The organism is Cognatilysobacter tabacisoli (assembly GCF_003586305.1).
GTDB classification, from domain to species: Bacteria; Pseudomonadota; Gammaproteobacteria; order Xanthomonadales; family Xanthomonadaceae; genus Cognatilysobacter_A; species Cognatilysobacter_A tabacisoli.
This window is the reverse complement of sequence record NZ_QXJI01000001.1, coordinates 1,067,454-1,083,167: the sequence shown is the minus strand read 5'-3', so window position 1 is coordinate 1,083,167 and position 15,714 is coordinate 1,067,454. Positions and strand designations below refer to the sequence as shown.

General features: G+C 72.9%; 21 protein-coding genes. 11 read left to right on the top strand and 10 right to left on the bottom strand.

From position 1 onward, the window contains the following. The first annotated feature begins 3 nt into the window (after positions 1 to 3). From D3A60_RS09555 to D3A60_RS09535, 5 genes are all read left to right on the top strand, one after another. On the top strand, positions 4 to 1,446 hold the full coding sequence (locus D3A60_RS09555) for a UdgX family uracil-DNA binding protein (protein ID WP_119718439.1): 1,443 nt from the start codon (positions 4 to 6) through the stop codon (positions 1,444 to 1,446). Between the two features lie 32 nt (positions 1,447 to 1,478). Then, positions 1,479 to 2,744: a threonine synthase gene (locus tag D3A60_RS09550; protein ID WP_119718438.1), complete on the top strand. Its 1,266-nt coding sequence runs from the start codon at positions 1,479 to 1,481 to the stop codon at positions 2,742 to 2,744. A gap of 101 nt (positions 2,745 to 2,845) precedes the next feature. Next, positions 2,846 to 3,757 carry a dienelactone hydrolase family protein gene (locus tag D3A60_RS09545; RefSeq protein WP_119718437.1) on the top strand — a complete coding sequence of 304 codons (912 nt, stop codon included), beginning with the start codon at positions 2,846 to 2,848 and terminating at the stop codon, positions 3,755 to 3,757. Next, the gene (locus D3A60_RS09540; protein ID WP_231120457.1) at positions 3,754 to 4,398 is read left to right on the top strand and encodes a DUF4136 domain-containing protein; all 645 of its coding nucleotides are present in this window, start codon (positions 3,754 to 3,756) and stop codon (positions 4,396 to 4,398) included. The genes D3A60_RS09545 and D3A60_RS09540 overlap by 4 nt, the downstream gene beginning before the upstream one ends. Positions 4,399 to 4,499: 101 nt before the next feature. Further along, positions 4,500 to 4,775 (top strand): DUF4242 domain-containing protein, encoded by a 276-nt coding sequence (locus D3A60_RS09535; RefSeq protein ID WP_119718436.1) that lies wholly within the window; start codon positions 4,500 to 4,502, stop codon positions 4,773 to 4,775. Between the two features lie 51 nt (positions 4,776 to 4,826). Here D3A60_RS09535 and D3A60_RS09530 read toward each other — a convergent pair whose 3' ends face one another. After that, entirely contained in the window at positions 4,827 to 6,032 is a 1,206-nt protein-coding gene (locus D3A60_RS09530; protein ID WP_119718435.1) for a BaiN/RdsA family NAD(P)/FAD-dependent oxidoreductase, read from the bottom strand. Between the two features lie 124 nt (positions 6,033 to 6,156). Between D3A60_RS09530 and D3A60_RS09525 the strand changes: the two genes are divergently transcribed. The 3 genes from D3A60_RS09525 (at position 6,157) to D3A60_RS09515 (ending at position 8,359) form a co-directional block, all read left to right on the top strand. Further along, positions 6,157 to 6,498, top strand: coding sequence for a zinc ribbon domain-containing protein YjdM (locus D3A60_RS09525; RefSeq protein ID WP_119718434.1), 342 nt, complete (start codon positions 6,157 to 6,159; stop codon positions 6,496 to 6,498). Between the two features lie 248 nt (positions 6,499 to 6,746). Continuing rightward, positions 6,747 to 7,772 carry a catalase family peroxidase gene (locus tag D3A60_RS09520; protein ID WP_231120456.1) on the top strand — a complete coding sequence of 342 codons (1,026 nt, stop codon included), beginning with the start codon at positions 6,747 to 6,749 and terminating at the stop codon, positions 7,770 to 7,772. Then, positions 7,769 to 8,359, top strand: a complete 591-nt coding sequence (locus D3A60_RS09515) for a cytochrome b (RefSeq protein ID WP_119718432.1) — start codon at positions 7,769 to 7,771, stop codon at positions 8,357 to 8,359. The genes D3A60_RS09520 and D3A60_RS09515 overlap by 4 nt, the downstream gene beginning before the upstream one ends. A 13-nt stretch (positions 8,360 to 8,372) precedes the next feature. On the opposite strand, the gene D3A60_RS09510 is transcribed toward D3A60_RS09515, so the two are convergent. From D3A60_RS09510 to D3A60_RS09485, 7 genes are all read right to left on the bottom strand, one after another. Further along, entirely contained in the window at positions 8,373 to 8,858 is a 486-nt protein-coding gene (locus tag D3A60_RS09510) for a YaiI/YqxD family protein (RefSeq protein ID WP_119718431.1), read from the bottom strand. A 9-nt stretch (positions 8,859 to 8,867) separates the two neighbouring features. After that, a complete protein-coding gene (locus tag D3A60_RS14640; RefSeq protein WP_196778701.1) occupies positions 8,868 to 9,020 on the bottom strand; it encodes a hypothetical protein in 153 nt (50 codons plus the stop codon). A gap of 87 nt (positions 9,021 to 9,107) precedes the next feature. Further along, complete coding sequence (dbpA, locus tag D3A60_RS09505) at positions 9,108 to 10,496, bottom strand: ATP-dependent RNA helicase DbpA (protein ID WP_119718430.1); 1,389 nt, start codon at positions 10,494 to 10,496, stop codon at positions 9,108 to 9,110. A 55-nt stretch (positions 10,497 to 10,551) separates the two neighbouring features. After that, on the bottom strand, positions 10,552 to 11,268 hold the full coding sequence (locus D3A60_RS09500) for a glycosyltransferase (protein WP_119718429.1): 717 nt from the start codon (positions 11,266 to 11,268) through the stop codon (positions 10,552 to 10,554). Between the two features lie 37 nt (positions 11,269 to 11,305). Next, positions 11,306 to 11,614, bottom strand: a complete 309-nt coding sequence (locus tag D3A60_RS09495; RefSeq protein ID WP_119718428.1) for a hypothetical protein — start codon at positions 11,612 to 11,614, stop codon at positions 11,306 to 11,308. Positions 11,615 to 11,703: 89 nt separating this feature from the next. Further along, the gene (locus tag D3A60_RS09490) at positions 11,704 to 12,048 is read right to left on the bottom strand and encodes a YkgJ family cysteine cluster protein (protein WP_119718427.1); all 345 of its coding nucleotides are present in this window, start codon (positions 12,046 to 12,048) and stop codon (positions 11,704 to 11,706) included. Further along, on the bottom strand, positions 12,045 to 12,737 hold the full coding sequence (locus tag D3A60_RS09485; RefSeq protein WP_119718426.1) for a class I SAM-dependent methyltransferase: 693 nt from the start codon (positions 12,735 to 12,737) through the stop codon (positions 12,045 to 12,047). Before D3A60_RS09485 ends, D3A60_RS09490 begins: the two co-directional genes overlap by 4 nt. 252 nt (positions 12,738 to 12,989) lie before the next feature. On the opposite strand from D3A60_RS09485, the gene D3A60_RS09480 reads away from it, so the two are divergent. Both D3A60_RS09480 and D3A60_RS09475 read left to right on the top strand, forming a co-directional pair. Next, entirely contained in the window at positions 12,990 to 13,259 is a 270-nt protein-coding gene (locus D3A60_RS09480) for a hypothetical protein (RefSeq protein ID WP_119718425.1), read from the top strand. A 110-nt stretch (positions 13,260 to 13,369) separates the two neighbouring features. After that, the gene (locus tag D3A60_RS09475) at positions 13,370 to 14,200 is read left to right on the top strand and encodes a S1 family peptidase (protein ID WP_196778700.1); all 831 of its coding nucleotides are present in this window, start codon (positions 13,370 to 13,372) and stop codon (positions 14,198 to 14,200) included. Between the two features lie 18 nt (positions 14,201 to 14,218). On the opposite strand, the gene D3A60_RS09470 is transcribed toward D3A60_RS09475, so the two are convergent. Then, positions 14,219 to 15,010, bottom strand: a complete 792-nt coding sequence (locus D3A60_RS09470; RefSeq protein WP_231120455.1) for an SDR family oxidoreductase — start codon at positions 15,008 to 15,010, stop codon at positions 14,219 to 14,221. Positions 15,011 to 15,041: 31 nt separating this feature from the next. On the opposite strand from D3A60_RS09470, the gene D3A60_RS14765 reads away from it, so the two are divergent. Then, positions 15,042 to 15,170: a hypothetical protein gene (locus tag D3A60_RS14765; protein WP_269203664.1), complete on the top strand. Its 129-nt coding sequence runs from the start codon at positions 15,042 to 15,044 to the stop codon at positions 15,168 to 15,170. Here D3A60_RS14765 and D3A60_RS09465 read toward each other — a convergent pair. Further along, positions 15,167 to 15,664, bottom strand: a complete 498-nt coding sequence (locus D3A60_RS09465; RefSeq protein WP_119718422.1) for a hypothetical protein — start codon at positions 15,662 to 15,664, stop codon at positions 15,167 to 15,169. The two genes, D3A60_RS14765 and D3A60_RS09465, sit on opposite strands and share 4 nt — an antisense overlap. Positions 15,665 to 15,714: the final 50 nt, after the last annotated feature.

Genomic DNA, 15,714 nt, shown 5'->3' with positions numbered 1-15,714 from the left:
CGCGTGTACGCCGCGCGGGTCGATCCACCGTGGGACCTCGACGCCTGGCGAACGCAGGCGCGCGCGGCGCTGCAGGCGGGGGTTGAACCGGCGCAGATCGACTGGAGCGACGACGCCGCGCCGTCGCTGCTCGCGCCGACGCCGGTGACCGCGCTGCCGCCCGTGCGCGACGCGCCCGCGGTGCCGGGCGAGTTCCTCGCCAGCGCCGCGCGCGTGCTCGCCCACCGCGATCCGCACCGCCACGCGCTGCTGTATCGGCTGCTGTGGCGGCTGGCGAACGGCGAGCCGCGCCTGCTCGGCAACGCGCTCGACGCCGACGTCCACCGGGTGCGCGAACTGGAGAAGGCCGTCCGTCGCGACGTGCACAAGATGAAGGCGTTCGTGCGCTTCCGCGCCGTGCCTGGCGAGCATGAGGCGTACATCGCGTGGTTCGAGCCCGAGCACCACATCGTCGACCTCGCCGCGCCGTTCTTCATGCGCCGCTTTGCCGGCATGCGCTGGGCGATCCTGACCCCGTACCGGCGCGCGATCTGGGACGGTGAGTCGCTGCAGTTCGGCGGCGGGGCCCGTCCCGACGAGGCCCCCGCCGACGACGCGCACGAGGCGCTGTGGCAGGCGTACTACGCGCACATCTTCAATCCGGCACGCCTCAACACGCGGATGATGCGGCAGGAGATGCCGGTCAAGTACTGGCGCCACCTGCCCGAGGTTCACCGCCTGCCGACGCTGGTTCGCGAGGCCGGCCAGCGCGTGCGCGAGATGGCCGAGCGTGACGCGCAGCCGACGCGCAAGCCGGCGATGGTCGCGCGCGCCGCGAAGCAGGTCGCCGCGCTGGAGGGCGAAGGCGACTCGCTGGCCGCGCTGAAGGCCCAGTTGCCCGAATGCCGCGCCTGCCCGCTGTGGCAGCCGGCGACGCAGCCGGTCGCCGGCGAGGGGCCGGCCGATGCGCGGGTGATGGTGGTCGGCGAGCAGCCTGGCGACCAGGAGGACCTGCGCGGCCGGCCCTTCGTCGGTCCCGCCGGCCAACTGTTCGATCGCGCGCTGGCCGACGCCGGCATCGATCGCGCGTTGCTGTACCTGACCAACGCGGTCAAGCACTTCAAGTTCGAGCGCCGCGGCAAGGTGCGCCTGCACGTGCGCGCGTCCAGCGACGAGCAGGCCGCGTGCGCCGGCTGGCTGCGGCGCGAGCGCGCGGCGCTGCGCCCGGAGCGGATCGTCTGCCTCGGCGTCACCGCGGCCGAGGCGGTGCTGGGCCGCCGCGTCGCGCTGCTGGCCGAACGCGGGCGCTGGCAGCGCGCCTCCGACGGCACGCCGGTGCTGGTGACGGTGCACCCCTCGTGGGTGCTGCGCCAGCCCGCCGGCGCGGCGCGCGACGCGGCGTACCGGGGATTGGCCGACGACCTGGCCCGACTGCGCCGCGCACCCGACGGCCCGGAAGCCCCGTAACCTCCGTCCGTCCAACACCGGAGCGCCACTGCATGTCCTACGTCCGCTGCCTGCGGGGCCTCGGCTCCGGCGTCGAGTACCCGCACGACGTGCCGATGAACCTCGACCCGGTCGACGGACGGCCGGTCGAGATGGTGCTCGACCTCGAGCGCCTGCGCGCCGAGCAGCCGGGCGCAGGGTGGTACCGCCCCGCGCGGCGCGACCTGTGGCGCTTCGGCGCGCTGATGGCCCTCGACGCCAACGACCCGGACGACGCGCGCCACCTGGTGCCGCTGGGCGGCGGCGCGACGCCGCTGCTCGACTACGCGCGCCACCCGGTCGCGCGCAGCGCCGGCATCACGCTGCAGCTGAAGGACGAGGGCCGCGCGCACCCCGGCTTCGGCGCCAACCCGACCCAGAGCTTCAAGGACCGCGGCATGGCGATGGTCGCCGCGCAGGCGCGGCGGCTCGGACTCACGCGGCTGGCGGTGCCGACCCAGGGCAACGCCGGCGACTCGCTGGTGCGCTACGCGCTGGCCGGCGGGCTGTCGGTGGTCGTGGCGATGCCGGACGACACGCCGATGCCGATCCAGGGCAGCGTCGCCGCCGCGGCGCGACGCCACCCGGAGCGCGTGATCCTGGAGTTCGCCGGGCCGACGATCCGCGAGTCCGGTGCGCTCCTGAAGGAGAAGTACATCCCGCACGGCTGGTTCTCGGTCGCGACGTTCCAGGAGCCCGGCTGGCGCGTCGAGGGCAAGAAGTCGCTGGGCCTCGAACTGGCCGAGCCGCCGCCCGGCGACACGCGCTGGTCGCTGCCCGACGTGGTGGTCTACCCGACCGGGGGCGGCACCGGCGTGCTCGGCATGTGGAAGGCGTGGGACGAACTCGAGGCGCTCGGGCTGATCGACGGCCGGCGCCCGCGAATGGTCTGCGTGCAGAGCGAGGTCACCCCGCCGCTGGTCAACGCGTTCGAGTCCGGCGCCGACGACACCACCGTCGTCACCGCCGGCCACACGCTGTCGACCGGGCTGAACGTGCCCGGCGGCGTCGGCCATTTCCGCGTGCTGCAGATCATCCGCGCCAGCGGCGGCGCGGCGGTCGCGGTCAGCGAGGACGACACCGCCGCCGAGTTCGCCCGGCTGTGGCGCGACGATCCGCTCGGCGGTGCGCCGGGGTGGGTCAGCCCGGAGGGCGCGGCGTGCCTGGCGGCGCTGCCGCAGCTGCTCGACCGCGGGCTGGTCCGGCGCGGCGAGCGCGTGGTCGCGGTCAACACCGGCTCGGCCGAAAAGTACCTGCCGGCTCTGCGGCATCTGGTCTGAACGATTCACCGTATCAGCGGTGAAGGCGTCGTCATCGTCGCCACGGACGGGCCGCTATGCTCGGCCCATCGCTCGCGTCATCCACCTTTACGGAGTTCGACATGTCGACCGCACCGCGCGCCAAGGCCAGCGATTTCCACCCCGAAGTGATGCGCCTGTTCGACCAGTACGTGCACGGCATCATCGACCGGCGCGGGTTCCTCGCCGGCGCCGGCAAGTTCGCGGTTGGCGCGTCGGGCGCGGCCGGCCTGCTCGCCGCGCTGACCCCGCAGTTCGCGCTCGCGCAGCAGGTCACGCCGGACGACAAGCGCATCGTCGCCGAGTACGTCGAGATCGATTCCCCCGATGGCTACGGCAAGGTCCGCGGCTACCTGGTCAAGCCCGCCAAGCCGAAGGCCAAGGGCCCGCTGCCGACGGTGCTGGTCGTGCACGAGAACCGCGGCCTCAACCCGCACATCGAGGACGTGGCCCGCCGCTTCGCGCTCGAGGACTTCATCGCGTTCGCGCCGGATGCGCTGTTCCCGCTCGGCGGCTACCCGGGCACCGAGGACGAGGCGCGCGCGCTGTTCCCGAAGCTGGACCAGGCCAAGACGAAGCAGGACTTCGTGGCGTCGGCGAAGTGGCTGAAGGCGATCGACGGCGGCAACGGCCGGCTCGGGGTCGTCGGCTTCTGCTACGGCGGCGCGATCGCGAACTTCCTCGCCACCCAGCTGCCGGACCTGGCCGCCGCCGCGCCGTTCTACGGCAGCCCGGCGCCGGCCGCGGACGTGCCGAAGATCAAGGCCGAGCTGCTGGTGGTGCTGGCCGCCAACGACGAGCGCATCAATGCCGCCTGGCCCGAGTACGAGGCCGCGCTGAAGGCGCACAAGGTCAAGTACCAGCTGTTCCAGCCGCCGGGCACGCAGCACGGCTTCCACAACGACACCACGCCGCGCTACGACGAGGATGCCGCGCGCGCGGCGTGGCAGAAGACCCTGGCGCTGTTCAAGCGCACCCTGCGCAAGGCGGCGTGAGCCGCCGCGCGAACCACGAGGAGAACGACATGACCACGCTATCGCCGACTACCCGGATCGCCGCGCGACTGGGCCGGGCGCGCGCCGCGCTGTCCGCGTTCGCACTGCTGGCGCTGCTGGCCGCGTGCGCGACGACGCCGCGCGTGTCCACCGACATGGACCCGCAGGCGGACTTCGCCCGCTACCGCACGTACGGCTTCTACCAGCCGCTGGCGATGGAGCAGTCCGGGTACACCACCTACCTGACCGACCGGATCAAGGCGAGCATCCGCCGCGAGATGGACGCGCGGGGCTACGTGTTCGACGCCGCCAAGCCCGACCTGCGGGTCAACTTCCAGGGCGTCGTGCGCGAGAAGACCGACGTCTACAGCATGCCGCGCAGCGACATCGGCTACTTCTACAGCTACCGCGCGCGCAGCTACGTCGCGTACCCGGTCTGGTACGACGAGACCCAGGTGTCGCGCTACACCGAGGGCACGTTGACGGTCGACCTCGTCGATGCCCAGCGCAACCACCTGGTGTGGACCGGCGCGGCGATCGGGCGGGTGACCCAGCGCACGCCCGCCGAGCGCATCGCATCGGCCGACCAGGCGATCAGCGCGATCTTCCAGCGCTTCCCGTTCCGCGCCAGCGGCAACTGAGCGTCGACGCTCCCGGCGGCGGACCGGACCGGGAGCGGGGCAGGTGTCCGGGCGGCGGCGCGCGCGCCGTTGGCCCGGACGTCTCCCGATGAGGTTCCGCCATGCCCAAGTACGTGATCGAACGCGACATCCCCGGCGCCGGCACGCTCGGCGCGGAGCAGCTGCAGGGCATTTCCGCCAAATCGTGCGGCGTGCTGCAGGAGCTCGGCCCGTCGATCCAGTGGGTGCAGAGCTACGTCACCGACGACAAGATCTACTGCGTCTACATCGCGCCGGACGAGGCCATGGTTCGCGAACACGCGGCGCGCGGCGGGTTCCCCGCCAACCGCGTGTCGCAGGTCCGCGAGGTGATCGACCCGACCACGGCCGAGGCGTAGGCGGCGGCCGTCGGAGCCGCACGGTCCGGCACCGACGTCGAGCGCGGGGCCCTACAGCGCCTGCGCGGCCGCGTGGCCGGAGGCCCAGGCCCACTGGAAGTTGTAGCCGCCGAGCCAGCCGGTCACGTCGACGACCTCGCCGATGAAGTACAGCCCCGGCACGTGCCGGGACATCATCGTGGTCGACGACAGCCCGCGGGTGTCGACGCCGCCGAGGGTCACCTCGGCGGTGCGGTAGCCCTCGGTGCCGCTGGCGACGATCGGCCACTCGTGCAGCACCACGGCGACCTGGCGCAGCTGGCGCTCGTCGAACTGGCGCATCGGCCGGCGCGGCTGCAGGTCGTCGAGCCACGCCTCGCACAGGCGCTCGGCGAAGCGCTTCGGGAACAGGTCCGCGAGCGCGGTCTTGAGCTCCGCCGCGGGCCGCGCCGCGCGCAGCGCCTTCAGCGCCTCGAACGCGTCGGCGCCGGGCAGCAGGTCCAGCTGCAGCGCGTCGCCCGGCTGCCAGTACGACGAGATCTGCAGGATCGCCGGGCCGCTGAGGCCGCGATGGGTGACCAGCATCTGGTTGCGGAACGACTGCCGCCCGCACGTCGCCTCGACCGGCAGCGCGACGCCGCTCAGCTCGGCCAGCCGCTCGTGGTGCGTACCGCTAAGCGTCAGCGGTACGAGGCCCGCGCGCGTCGGCAGGACCTCGTGGCCGAACTGCCGCGCCAGCTCGTAGCCGAAACCGGTCGCGCCCATGCTCGGGATCGACAGCCCGCCGCAGGCCACGACCAGGGCCGGCGCCAGCATCCGCCCGCGCGTGGTCTGCACGCTGAAGCGCCCGTCGTCCTCGACGGCGACGCGCTCGACGCTGCACGACGTTTCCACGCGCGCATCGGCCGCGTCGCACTCGTCCAGCAGCAGCTTGACGATCTGCTTCGACGACTCGTCGCAGAACAGCTGGCCGAGTTCCTTCTCGTGGTACGCGATGCGGTGGCGCTCGACCAGCTCGATGAAGTGCCACGGCGTGTAGCGCGCCAGCGCCGACTTGCAGTAGTGCGGGTTGGCCGACAGGTAGTTGGCCGGGGTCGCCCCGGTGTTGGTGAAATTGCAGCGCCCGCCCCCGGACATCAGGATCTTCTTGCCGACGCGGTTGGCGTGCTCGATAACCACCGCGCGCAGGCCGCGCTGCCCGGCCACGTGCGCGCACATCAGTCCCGCGGCGCCGCCGCCGATGATCAACACGTCGGCAGTGGAGGGTGCGGCGGGCATCGAGTCGAAGGCTCGGGGCAGGGCGCGCAAGCGTAGCGGCAAAGCGCCGGCGAGGGGATTGCGCACGCGGCAGTGCGTTGATTCCACTACGCTACGCGCCCCCGACGACGGCCCAGAGCCAGCCATGACCGCGCCCGCCTGCCCGCAGTGCACCCTCGCCAACACCTACGTCGACGGTGGCCAGTACGTCTGCGCCGACTGCGGCTTCGAGTGGCCGCGGGCGGCCGCGACGGATCCGGGCGGCGATGCCGTCGTGGTGCGCGACAGCAACGGCAACGTGCTGGCCGACGGCGACACGGTCGTGGTGATCAAGGACCTCAAGGTGAAGGGATCGTCGATCCCGCTGAAGCAGGGCACGGTGATCCGCAACATCCGGCTGGTCGAGGACGACGCCGACCACATCGAAGGCCACTCGGACAGGATCAAGGGCCTGGTGCTGAAGACGGTGTTCCTGCGCAAGGCGTGAGCCGCCGGCGTTCGCGCCCGATGCCGCAACGTTGCATGCCGTGCAGCGCAGCACGGTGGCCGCGCAGCGCGTGATAGCGTCGTCACGCCGCCGATCCGGCTTGCGCGCGAGGCCCCACGATGTCGGTTCCCCCCGTTGATCCCGGCGCCGCCGGCGCACCGCCAGAGCCCGGCGCGGGCGCCAGCCCCGTCGCACCGCTTCGCACCGCCACGCCGCCCCGGCGCCGCGCCGAGTGGTGGCCCTACGCCGTGATCGCGCTGGCCGTCGGCGGCCTCGGCAGCGCGTTCGCTTACACCGCCGGCTGGCTCAGCCCGCAGCGGCTGACCGCGCAGCGCATGGTCGACGCGATCGAAGCCAACGGCCCGCCGCGACCGGGATTCCGCCGCGCCCACGCGCGCGGCGTCTGCGTCGCGGGTCATTTCGAGGCGAACGGCCGCGGCGCGCAGTGGTCGCGCGCCGATGTGCTGGCGGGTGGCCGAACGCCGTTCGTCGGCCGCATGTCGATCGGCGGCGGCGCGCCGGACGGCAACGAGGCCGGCGCGCGCGTGCGCAGCCTGGCGCTGAAGCTCGTGCAGGCCGACCGGCAGGAGTGGCGCATGGCGATGAACACCTTCCCGGTGATGGCGGTCGCCACGCCGCAGGCCTTCCACGAGCAGACGCTCGCGGGGCGACCCGACCCGGCGACGGGCAAGCCCGACCCGGCGCGGGTGGCGGCGTTCGCGGCCGCGCACCCGGAAATGGCAGGGTTCCGCGCGTGGGCGGACTCGGCGCCATTCACCGACAGCTTCGCGACCGACACGTACCACAGCGTCAACGCGTTCGTGTTCGTCGACGGCGACGGGCGCGAGCAGCCGGTGCGCTGGACGATGCGTCCGCTCGCGCCGGTGGCGACGCTCGACAAGGCCGCCCGCGACGCGCTGCCGAGCGACTACCTGCAGCGCGAACTCGAACGCCGCGTTCAGCAGGCGCCGGTGCGGTGGGAGATGGCTGTGACGCTCGCCGCGCCCGGCGACCCCACGGCGGACGCGACCCGCGCGTGGCCGGCCGATCGCGAACGGGTCGTGGTCGGCGAGGTCGTGGTCGAGCGCGTGAGCCCGCAGGCCGACGGCGACTGCCGCGACGTCAACTTCGACCCGCTGGTGCTGCCCGACGGCGTGCGTCCGTCGGACGATCCGATCCTGCACGCGCGCTCGGCGGCGTATTCGGTCTCCGCGACGCGGCGCCTGCGCGAGACCGCGGCGGGCGCCGCGACGGCGACGGAGGTGTCGCGATGAGCGCCCGGGGCGAACGCTTCACAGGCGTCGCGCGCCTGCTGCACTGGACGATGGCGGCGCTGATCCTGGCGATGCTGTTCATCGGTGCCGGCATGGTCGCAACCGTCGCGCCGGCGCACGACGTCCTGTTCGCCTGGCACAAGCCGCTCGGCGCTCTGGTGCTGGTGCTGGCGGCCGTGCGGCTGCTGTGGCGCCTCGGCCATCGCCCGCCGCCGCTGCCGGCGGACCTGCCGCGCGTGCAGGCGCTGGCCGCGAAAGGCTCGCACGTCGCGCTGTACCTGCTGATGTTCGCGGTGCCGCTGGCCGGCTGGGCCACGATGTCGAGCGGCGGTCTGCCGGCGTCGCTGGTCGGCGGGCTCGTGCTGCCTGCGCTCACCGCGGCCGATCCGGCGTTGTTCGCGGTGTTGCGACCGCTGCATCGCGTGCTGGCCTATGCGCTGTTCGCGCTCGTGCTGGTGCACCTGGCGGCGGCCCTGCACCACGGCCTGGTGCGGCGCGACGGCGTGCTGAGCGCGATGCTGGGCTGGGAGCGCAGGGCGGACGCGGCCCCCGATTCCCTCCGGACCCCCATCGAACCCGCGCCGTAATCGCGACTTCCGCTCAGCGCGGCGTGCGCTGCGCCAGCCAGCGGTCGAGCTGGTTGGCGAACGCCTGCCGGTCGCGGGCGTGGAAGGTCGGCGGTCCGCCGGTCTGCACGCCGGCGCCGCGCAGCTCCTCCATGAAGTTCCGCATCGACAGGCGCTCGGCCATCGTGTCGGCGGTGTAGCGCTCGCCGCGCGGGTTCACGGCGATCCCGCCGCGCTCAAGCACCCGTGCGGCCAGCGGAATGTCCTGGGTGACGACGAGGTCGCCCGGCTGCACCCGCGCCACGATCTCGCTGTCGGCGACGTCGAAGCCGCCGGACACCTGCAGCGCGCGCACGTAGAGCGACGGCGGCGTGCGCAGCCACTGGTTGGCGACCAGAGTGACGTGCACGTGCGCGCGCTCAGCGGCGCGGAACAGGATGTCCTTGATGACGCCCGGGCAGGCGTCGGCGTCGACCCACACCTGCGGGCCGTCAGCCCGGGGCGTCTGCGGGTCGGTCACGCGTCGCGGTTACTGGCCGCTGCTGGGCTCGCGGCCGTCGTTCGGCGTGGCGGGCTTCGCGGCCTCGCGCGCGGCGGCCTTCTGCGCGGCCTTTTCGTCCTGCTTCTTCTTCTTCGCGAGTTCGCGCTGGCGCTTTTCGAACGAGTAGTTGGGCTTGGCCAAGGGGGCGATTCTCTCGTGGTGGGTGGGCCAGTGTAGGCCATCGGGCCCGCCGGGCCGGCATCGGGCCGGTCGGCGAGGGGCCGCGGCTCAGATGCGCCGCACCCGGAACTTGCGGCCCTTGATCTTGCCGGCCTGCAGCTGCGACAGCGCCTTGTCGGCGTGCGCGCGGGCGATCGCGACATAGCTGCGGGTCGGGAACACGTCGATCTTGCCGACCGCGGCGACCGGCAGGCCGGCGTCGCCGGTCAGCGCGCCGACGATGTCGCCCGGGCGCAGCTTGTCGGTCTTGCCGGCGTCGATGCGCAGCGTCACGGTCGCGGCGGCCGGCGCCGAGCGCGCGCGCAGTGCGGCCAGCGGCGCGCGCTGCAGCCGGATCGGCGCGCCGAGCTTTTCCTCGAGCATCTGCACGCGCGGCAGTTCGCGCGGCGTGACCAGGCTCAACGCCAGCCCGCTGCGGCCGGCGCGCGCGGTGCGGCCGATCCGGTGCACGTAGGTGTCCGCGTCGTGCGGCAGCTCGTAGTTGATCACCGCGGCCAGGTCGTCGATGTCGAGCCCGCGCGCGGCGACGTCGCTGGCCACCAGCACGTTGCAGCTGCGGTTGGCGAAGCGCACCAGCACCTCGTCGCGGTCGCGCTGCTCCATGTCGCCGTGCAGCGGCAGCGCCGAGAAGCCCAGGTGGGCCAGCGAAGACACGACCTCTTCGGTGTCGCGGCGCATGTTGCAGAACACCACCGCCGACTCGGGGTTGTGCTCCATCAGCAGGCCGGCCAGCGCGGCCGGCTTCTGCGCGGGGTCGACTTCATAGAACCGCTGGTCGATGTCGGCCTGGCGCGTGGCGCCCTCGACCGTGACCTCGAGCGGCTCGCGCATCAGCGTGCGGGCGATGTCGCGGATCGCGTCGGGGTAGGTGGCCGAAAACAGCAGCGTCTGCCGCTCCTTCGGCGTGCGGCCGACGATCTCGCGGATCGGCTCCTCGAAGCCCATGTCGAGCATGCGGTCGGCCTCGTCGAGCACGACGACCCGCACGACGCGCAGGTCGAGCACCTTCTTGCGCAGCAGCTCCTGCACGCGGCCCGGCGTGCCGACGACGACGTGCGGCGCGTGCTGCTCCAGCGACGCCAGCTGCGGGCCCAGCGCCATGCCGCCGGTCAGCGTTTGCAGCTTGAGGTTGGCGATGCCGGTGGCGAGCTTGCGGATCTGCTTGGCGACCTGGTCGGCCAGCTCGCGCGTCGGGCACAGCACCAGGGCCTGGGTGCGGCCCTGCGCCATGTCGATGCGCTGCAGCAGCGCCAAGCCGAACGCCGCGGTCTTGCCGCTGCCGGTCGGTGCCTGCGCGATCAGGTCGCGGCCTTCGAGCAGGGCCGGCAGGCTCTGCGCCTGGATCGGCGTCATCTGCACGTGGCCGAGGGCGTCGAGCCCTTGGAACAGCGCCGGGTTCAGCGGCAGGTCGGTGAATTCGGGGGCGCGATCGGTCATGCGCCATGATACGCGGCCCCGGCTGGAGCCCCGGCTCCACGCGACGCGGGCCCGCTCAGTGCGGCTCGTCGGGCCCGTGGCGCCGGCGTTCGTACCAGAGCGAGAGCCCGTCGCGCGAATGCAGCAGGCCGCGCCCGCGCAGCGCGAAGCGCACGAACAGCGCCAGGTGGTCGAGCAGCCCGAACGTGCGCAGCTTTCGGTCGGAGGTGTGGACCGGGTGGCGCAGCACCTCGAAGCGGCCCACCTTCGCCAGCGCGCGGCTGATCGCGACGTCCTCGGCCGCGTAGTAGCGCTCGTCGAAGCCGCCGGCGGCCTCGAACGCCGCGCGGGTGCAGAACACGAAGCAGCCCGGCGCGATCCCGGCCCAGCGCAGCGCGCGGGCGACGAGCGCGGTGCCGAGGCGTTCGTGCCAGGCCACGCGACCGCGCAGCGTGACCGTCGCACCCCCGCCGACCGCCCCGCGGTCCAGCGCCTCGAACGCCGCCCGCAGCAGACCCGCGGACACGCGCGTGTCGGCATCGACGAACACCAGCACGTCGCCGCCGGCGGCGCGGGCGCCGGCGTTGCGGGTCGCAGCGATGTGGCGGTGCTGCACTGGCACGACCGTCGCGCCGCGTTCGCGGGCGATCGCCGCGGTGGCGTCGGTGGAGGCGTCGTCGACGACGATCACTTCGTACGGCCGCCCGAGCGCGTCGGCGGCCAAGCGCAGCGCATCGAGCGTGCCGCCGATCAGCACGGCCTCGTCGTGCGCGGGAATGACGTAGGAGATCACCGCGCGATGGTCGCACGCGGCGCCGGCCGGCGCGGCGCTACGAATGCTCGCTCTTGTCTTTGCCCTTGCCCGTACCCTTGCCAGCGGCCCGGCGCTGCGCGCGCAGGAACACCAGCTGGCCGACGATCGCGGTCAGCAGGATCAGCGAGTTGGTCACGATGAACACCACGTTGCCGAGCAGCCAGCTGTAGACGACGAAACCCACCGATGCGGCGGTCTGGCCGATGAACAGCCAGTGCGAGACGCCGCGCGGGTCGGGGTCGCGCCACTGGTGCCAGGTCTGGCGGGCGAGGGTGGCGATCAGGATGGCCGAAGCCCCCCAACCGACCATGTCGGCGCTTTCCATCGGGTTCGAATCCTGTCGGAACGGAAGCCGACGGTGCCGCAGCGCACCGCACGGTGGCGTGCAGGCGTAAGGGCGGGCCGGTGGCGGCCCTAGCGCAGGCGCAGCGGGATTGGCGACGGCGCGGCGTCGACGTGATCGCCGACGTCGTCATAGCGGCGCGCGTAGGCCTCGCGTTCGGACCGGCAGTACGGGCTGCCCATCGCGAACTTGCGGCAGATTGCCGGGCGCTGCTCGTACACGGTGCAGCACATGCGCAGCGGGTCCACCGCGACGCACCAGCCGTCCTCGCCGCGGGCCATCACGTCCAGGCCCTCCGGCGTGCGGTCGACCAGGTGGCGGGGCACCGGGTCGTCCGGCATCACCACGACCGTCAGTCGACAGCACACCGCATCGCAGGCGCTGCACGACACCTCGGGCAGCCCGGGCGCGCTCATGCGGCGTCCAGCAGCGGCGGGCGGCGCGTCGCACCCGGCGGCCGTCGATAGCGCAGCAGGCGGCCGCGGAACGGCGCGACCTCGCCGAGGTGGAAGCTCAGCCGCTGTTCGTCGACGCCGTAGCCCTGCTGGGCCATCCGCCGGGTGAACGCGTTGGCGTTGCCGCGGCCGGGGTCGGCGATGACGACCTGGCAGTCATCTCCCGCGTGGCGCTCGACCAGCGCGGCGAGCGACTCGGCGTGGCCGCGCTCGTACAGCACGTCGCTGGCGATGATCAGGTCGAAACGGCCGAGCACGAGGTCCGGCGCGTCCCACGGCAGGTCGTGGTAGGCCAGCGGTGCCAGTCCGTTCAGCGCGGCGTTGTATTCGAGGAACGCGGCGGCCAGCGGGTGGTGGTCGCTGGCGGTGACGTCGGCGCCGCGCCGCTGCAGCACCAGGCTCGACAGCCCGAGGCCGCAGCCCAGCTCGAGGATCCGCAGCCCCGCGACGTCGGCCACGCACATGGCTTCGGCCAGCACTTCGCCGGCGGGCCACGACTGGCCGAACAGGCTCCACTGCGAGTCGCAGATGCCGGCGCGCTCGGCGTCGCCGTGCGGGTCGGCGAACTGCTGGCGGTCGCTGAGCGCGCGCAGGCGGAAGTCGTGGCCGCCGAGGCGGACGGTGATGGAACGGGTGTCGTAGCCCGGCATGGGCGCTCCCGAGGGGGCGTCACCCTGCATGGGCAGGATGCGGACGCGTGAGAGGGAGCGAAGCGGGCGGCCGCGGGGGCCAAGCGAGACGCGCGATACGGCGGCGGTGCCTGCCCACTATACGCGCCGCGCCGCGCAGCCGGACCCGCACGCGCGCACCTGTTCAGCTGCGCGGCCGTTCCCGTCGCGCCGGTCTCCACGGCACGGGGCCGATTGGAGCGCATACTCGGGGCCCAAGCCGAAGGTTCCCGCATGAAGCACCAGATCGCGATGTTCAAGTTCACCCTCGGCAACGGCCAGAGCATCAGCCCGAGCACCCTGCAGTCGATGTGGGTGCGCGCCTGCCAGACCCCGCACGTCAGCGTCGGCCGCCAGGCCGGCGGCTTCGGCAGCGACGGCCGCGCGGTGTACTCGCTGTACGCCTCGCAGCAGCTGCCCGATCTGCCGCAGGTCGAACTGCGCCTGCGCAGGATGTTCGAGGACGCCAAGCTCGCCGCTTCGCTGGTCGCGCTGCACCACTGACGCACGGCCACGCGGGCGCCGGGACCCGCCGGCGCCACACCGCCGGGGCGGGCCCTGCCGGAAGGCCCGCCGCCGGATCTCCGTTCCGGCCACAGTGCGAGGGAAGACGGATGAACCAGGCGATCCACAGGGCCATGGGCCGCGGCGCGGCGTTTGCGGCCGCACTCCTGCTGGCCGCGTTGCCGGCGCAGGCGATCACGTTCGGCGAACTCGACGGCAACCGCCACCCGTACGTCGGCACGCTGCTGTTCGTGCAGGACGGCGAGGGCTACTACTCGTGCACGGGCACCCTGATCAGCCCGACGGTGATGCTGACGGCCGGCCACTGCGTCGAGGGCAACGGCAAGCCGAACGACGTGACCTACGTGCGCTTCGATGCCGATGCGCTCGAGGGGCTCGACGCGGCGCCGACGCTGCAGGCGTGGCTGGACCAGAAGTGGATCAAGGCCAAGACCGTCGTCGCGCATCCGCAGTACGAGGATTACGCGCAGTTCCCCGACAATTACGACGTCGGCGTGGTGATCCTGCCGAAGGCGGTGAAGATGCCCACCTACGGCGCGTTGCCGCCGCTCGGGCTGCTCGACCAGGTGCTGGCGGCCGACGGGGCCGGCAACCGCTGGACCGCGGTGGGCTACGGCTCGCAGGGCGTGCTGAAGCCGTTCGCCGGAGACGACTACCGCCGCTACCAGGCCAGCCAGCGGCTGATCGAGCTCGTCAGCACGTTCAACGGCGACAGCAGCAATGCCAAGTTCTCGAACAACCCCGGCAACAACGGTGGCGGAACGTGCTACGGCGACTCGGGCGGCCCGATCTTCCACCGCACCGGCAATGTGATCGGCGCGGTGACGTCGTTCGGCTACACGCCGTGCATCGGCGTCGATTACCAGTACCGCATCGACACGCCCAGCGCGCAGGACTTCATCCGCGCCCACCTGCCCTGATCGCACCGCGCGGCGGCTTCATCCGATGAAGCCGCCGCCGTTGACGTGCAGGAACTGCCCGGTGACGTAGCTGCTGTCGTCGCAGGCGAGGAACACGTACGCCGGGCCGAGCTCGCTCGGCTGGCCCGGCCGCTTCATCGGCGTGTTGCGACCGAACGCGCGCTGCTCCTTCGGGGTGAAGCTCGACGCGATTAGTGGCGTCCAGATCGGCCCCGGCGCGACCCCGTTGACGCGGATGCCGCGCTCGACGAGGTTCTTGGCCAGCGAATAGGTGAACGTCTCGATCGCGCCCTTGGTCGACGCGTAGTCGATCAGGTGGTCGCTGCCGCGGAACGACGTCACCGAGCCGGTGTTGATGATGCAGGCGCCGCGGCGCAGGTGCGGCAGCGCGTGGCGGGTGATGTGGAAGTACGGGTAGACGTTGTTCTCGAACGTGTCGCGCAGCTGGCTTGGGGTGATCGCGTCGAGCGAGTCCTGCGGCGTGTGCTCGGCGAGGTTGTTGACCAGCACGTCGAGCCGGCCGAACGTCCGCACCGTGCGTTCGACCGCGGAGCGGCAGCGGGCCTCGCGCTTGGCGTCGCCGCGCAGCCGCAGGCAGCGGCGGCCCTCCGCCTCGACCAGCGCAGCCGTGTCGCGCGCGTCGGCATCCTCGCTGAGGTACAGGATCGCGACGTCCGCGCCCTCGCGCGCGAAGTGCACGGCGATCGAGCGGCCGATGCCGCTGTCGCCGCCGGTCACCAGCGCGACCTTGCCCGCCAGCTTGCCCGACCCGACGTAGCCGTCGCGGATTACCTCGGGGGCCGGCGACATCCGGCGTTCGCTGCCGGGCCCGGATTGACGCGTGCGCGCGCTGGGCGCCGGTGATGTCGCCTTCGCCGCGCGCTGCGCGGGCTTCTTGGTCGCGCGCCGGGCCGGCTTGCTTGTCTTCGTGTTCGCCATGGTCGCATCTCCGCTGGAACAGGCGCGCTAGGGGCAGCGCTCGCGGACGAGGTCGTTTTCCAGGTCGGTGAGCCAGCGGCCGTCGTTCGACAGGCCGTAGCGGTAGGTCGCGTCGCGGGTCTCGCCTTCGCCGGTCATCCGCAGCGTCAGCGTCAGGCGCCCGTCCTCCGCGTCGGCGGCCTGCACGGTGCCGCTGCTCTCGTGGAACGTCACCCGCTGCGCCTCGATGCGCAGTCGGGTCTCGTCGCGCGTCGCGCACGACGTGCCGGTGCGCTGCCATTCGCCCAGGTAAGCGGCCGGGACGGTCGCCGACGGCGTGGCCGGCGCCTCGGGCGGCGCCGGCGCATCGCTGCGCGGTGGCTCGGCGGCGGGCACGCGCTGCGCAGGTGCGGCCGGCGTCGACTGGGGCAGCGACGGATTGGGCAGCTCGCGCGGCGGGTCGGTGCGGTCGCCCTCGCAGGCGGTCATGCCGCACACGATGACGGCGAGGGCGGCGGTGGACAGCAGTCGTCGGTTGCTGGGCATCGTGTCTCTCGGATCCGGTCAGTGCGTGGACGATTGCAGCGCACGGGTGA

What these genes read in the sequence shown, in the direction of transcription:
- D3A60_RS09550 (WP_119718438.1), top strand. Translation starts at nt 1,479, where the DNA reads ATGTCCTACGTCCGCTGCCTGCGGGGCCTCGGCTCCGGCGTCGAGTAC.
- D3A60_RS09545 (WP_119718437.1), top strand. Translation starts at nt 2,846, where the DNA reads ATGTCGACCGCACCGCGCGCCAAGGCCAGCGATTTCCACCCCGAAGTG.
- D3A60_RS09535 (WP_119718436.1), top strand. Translation starts at nt 4,500, where the DNA reads ATGCCCAAGTACGTGATCGAACGCGACATCCCCGGCGCCGGCACGCTC.
- D3A60_RS09530 (WP_119718435.1), bottom strand. Translation starts at nt 6,032, where the DNA reads ATGCCCGCCGCACCCTCCACTGCCGACGTGTTGATCATCGGCGGCGGC.
- D3A60_RS09525 (WP_119718434.1), top strand. Translation starts at nt 6,157, where the DNA reads ATGACCGCGCCCGCCTGCCCGCAGTGCACCCTCGCCAACACCTACGTC.
- D3A60_RS09515 (WP_119718432.1), top strand. Translation starts at nt 7,769, where the DNA reads ATGAGCGCCCGGGGCGAACGCTTCACAGGCGTCGCGCGCCTGCTGCAC.
- dbpA (WP_119718430.1), bottom strand. Translation starts at nt 10,496, where the DNA reads ATGACCGATCGCGCCCCCGAATTCACCGACCTGCCGCTGAACCCGGCG.
- D3A60_RS09495 (WP_119718428.1), bottom strand. Translation starts at nt 11,614, where the DNA reads ATGGAAAGCGCCGACATGGTCGGTTGGGGGGCTTCGGCCATCCTGATC.
- D3A60_RS09490 (WP_119718427.1), bottom strand. Translation starts at nt 12,048, where the DNA reads ATGAGCGCGCCCGGGCTGCCCGAGGTGTCGTGCAGCGCCTGCGATGCG.
- D3A60_RS09485 (WP_119718426.1), bottom strand. Translation starts at nt 12,737, where the DNA reads ATGCCGGGCTACGACACCCGTTCCATCACCGTCCGCCTCGGCGGCCAC.
- D3A60_RS09480 (WP_119718425.1), top strand. Translation starts at nt 12,990, where the DNA reads ATGAAGCACCAGATCGCGATGTTCAAGTTCACCCTCGGCAACGGCCAG.
- D3A60_RS09475 (WP_196778700.1), top strand. Translation starts at nt 13,370, where the DNA reads ATGAACCAGGCGATCCACAGGGCCATGGGCCGCGGCGCGGCGTTTGCG.
- D3A60_RS09470 (WP_231120455.1), bottom strand. Translation starts at nt 15,010, where the DNA reads ATGTCGCCGGCCCCCGAGGTAATCCGCGACGGCTACGTCGGGTCGGGC.
- D3A60_RS09465 (WP_119718422.1), bottom strand. Translation starts at nt 15,664, where the DNA reads ATGCCCAGCAACCGACGACTGCTGTCCACCGCCGCCCTCGCCGTCATC.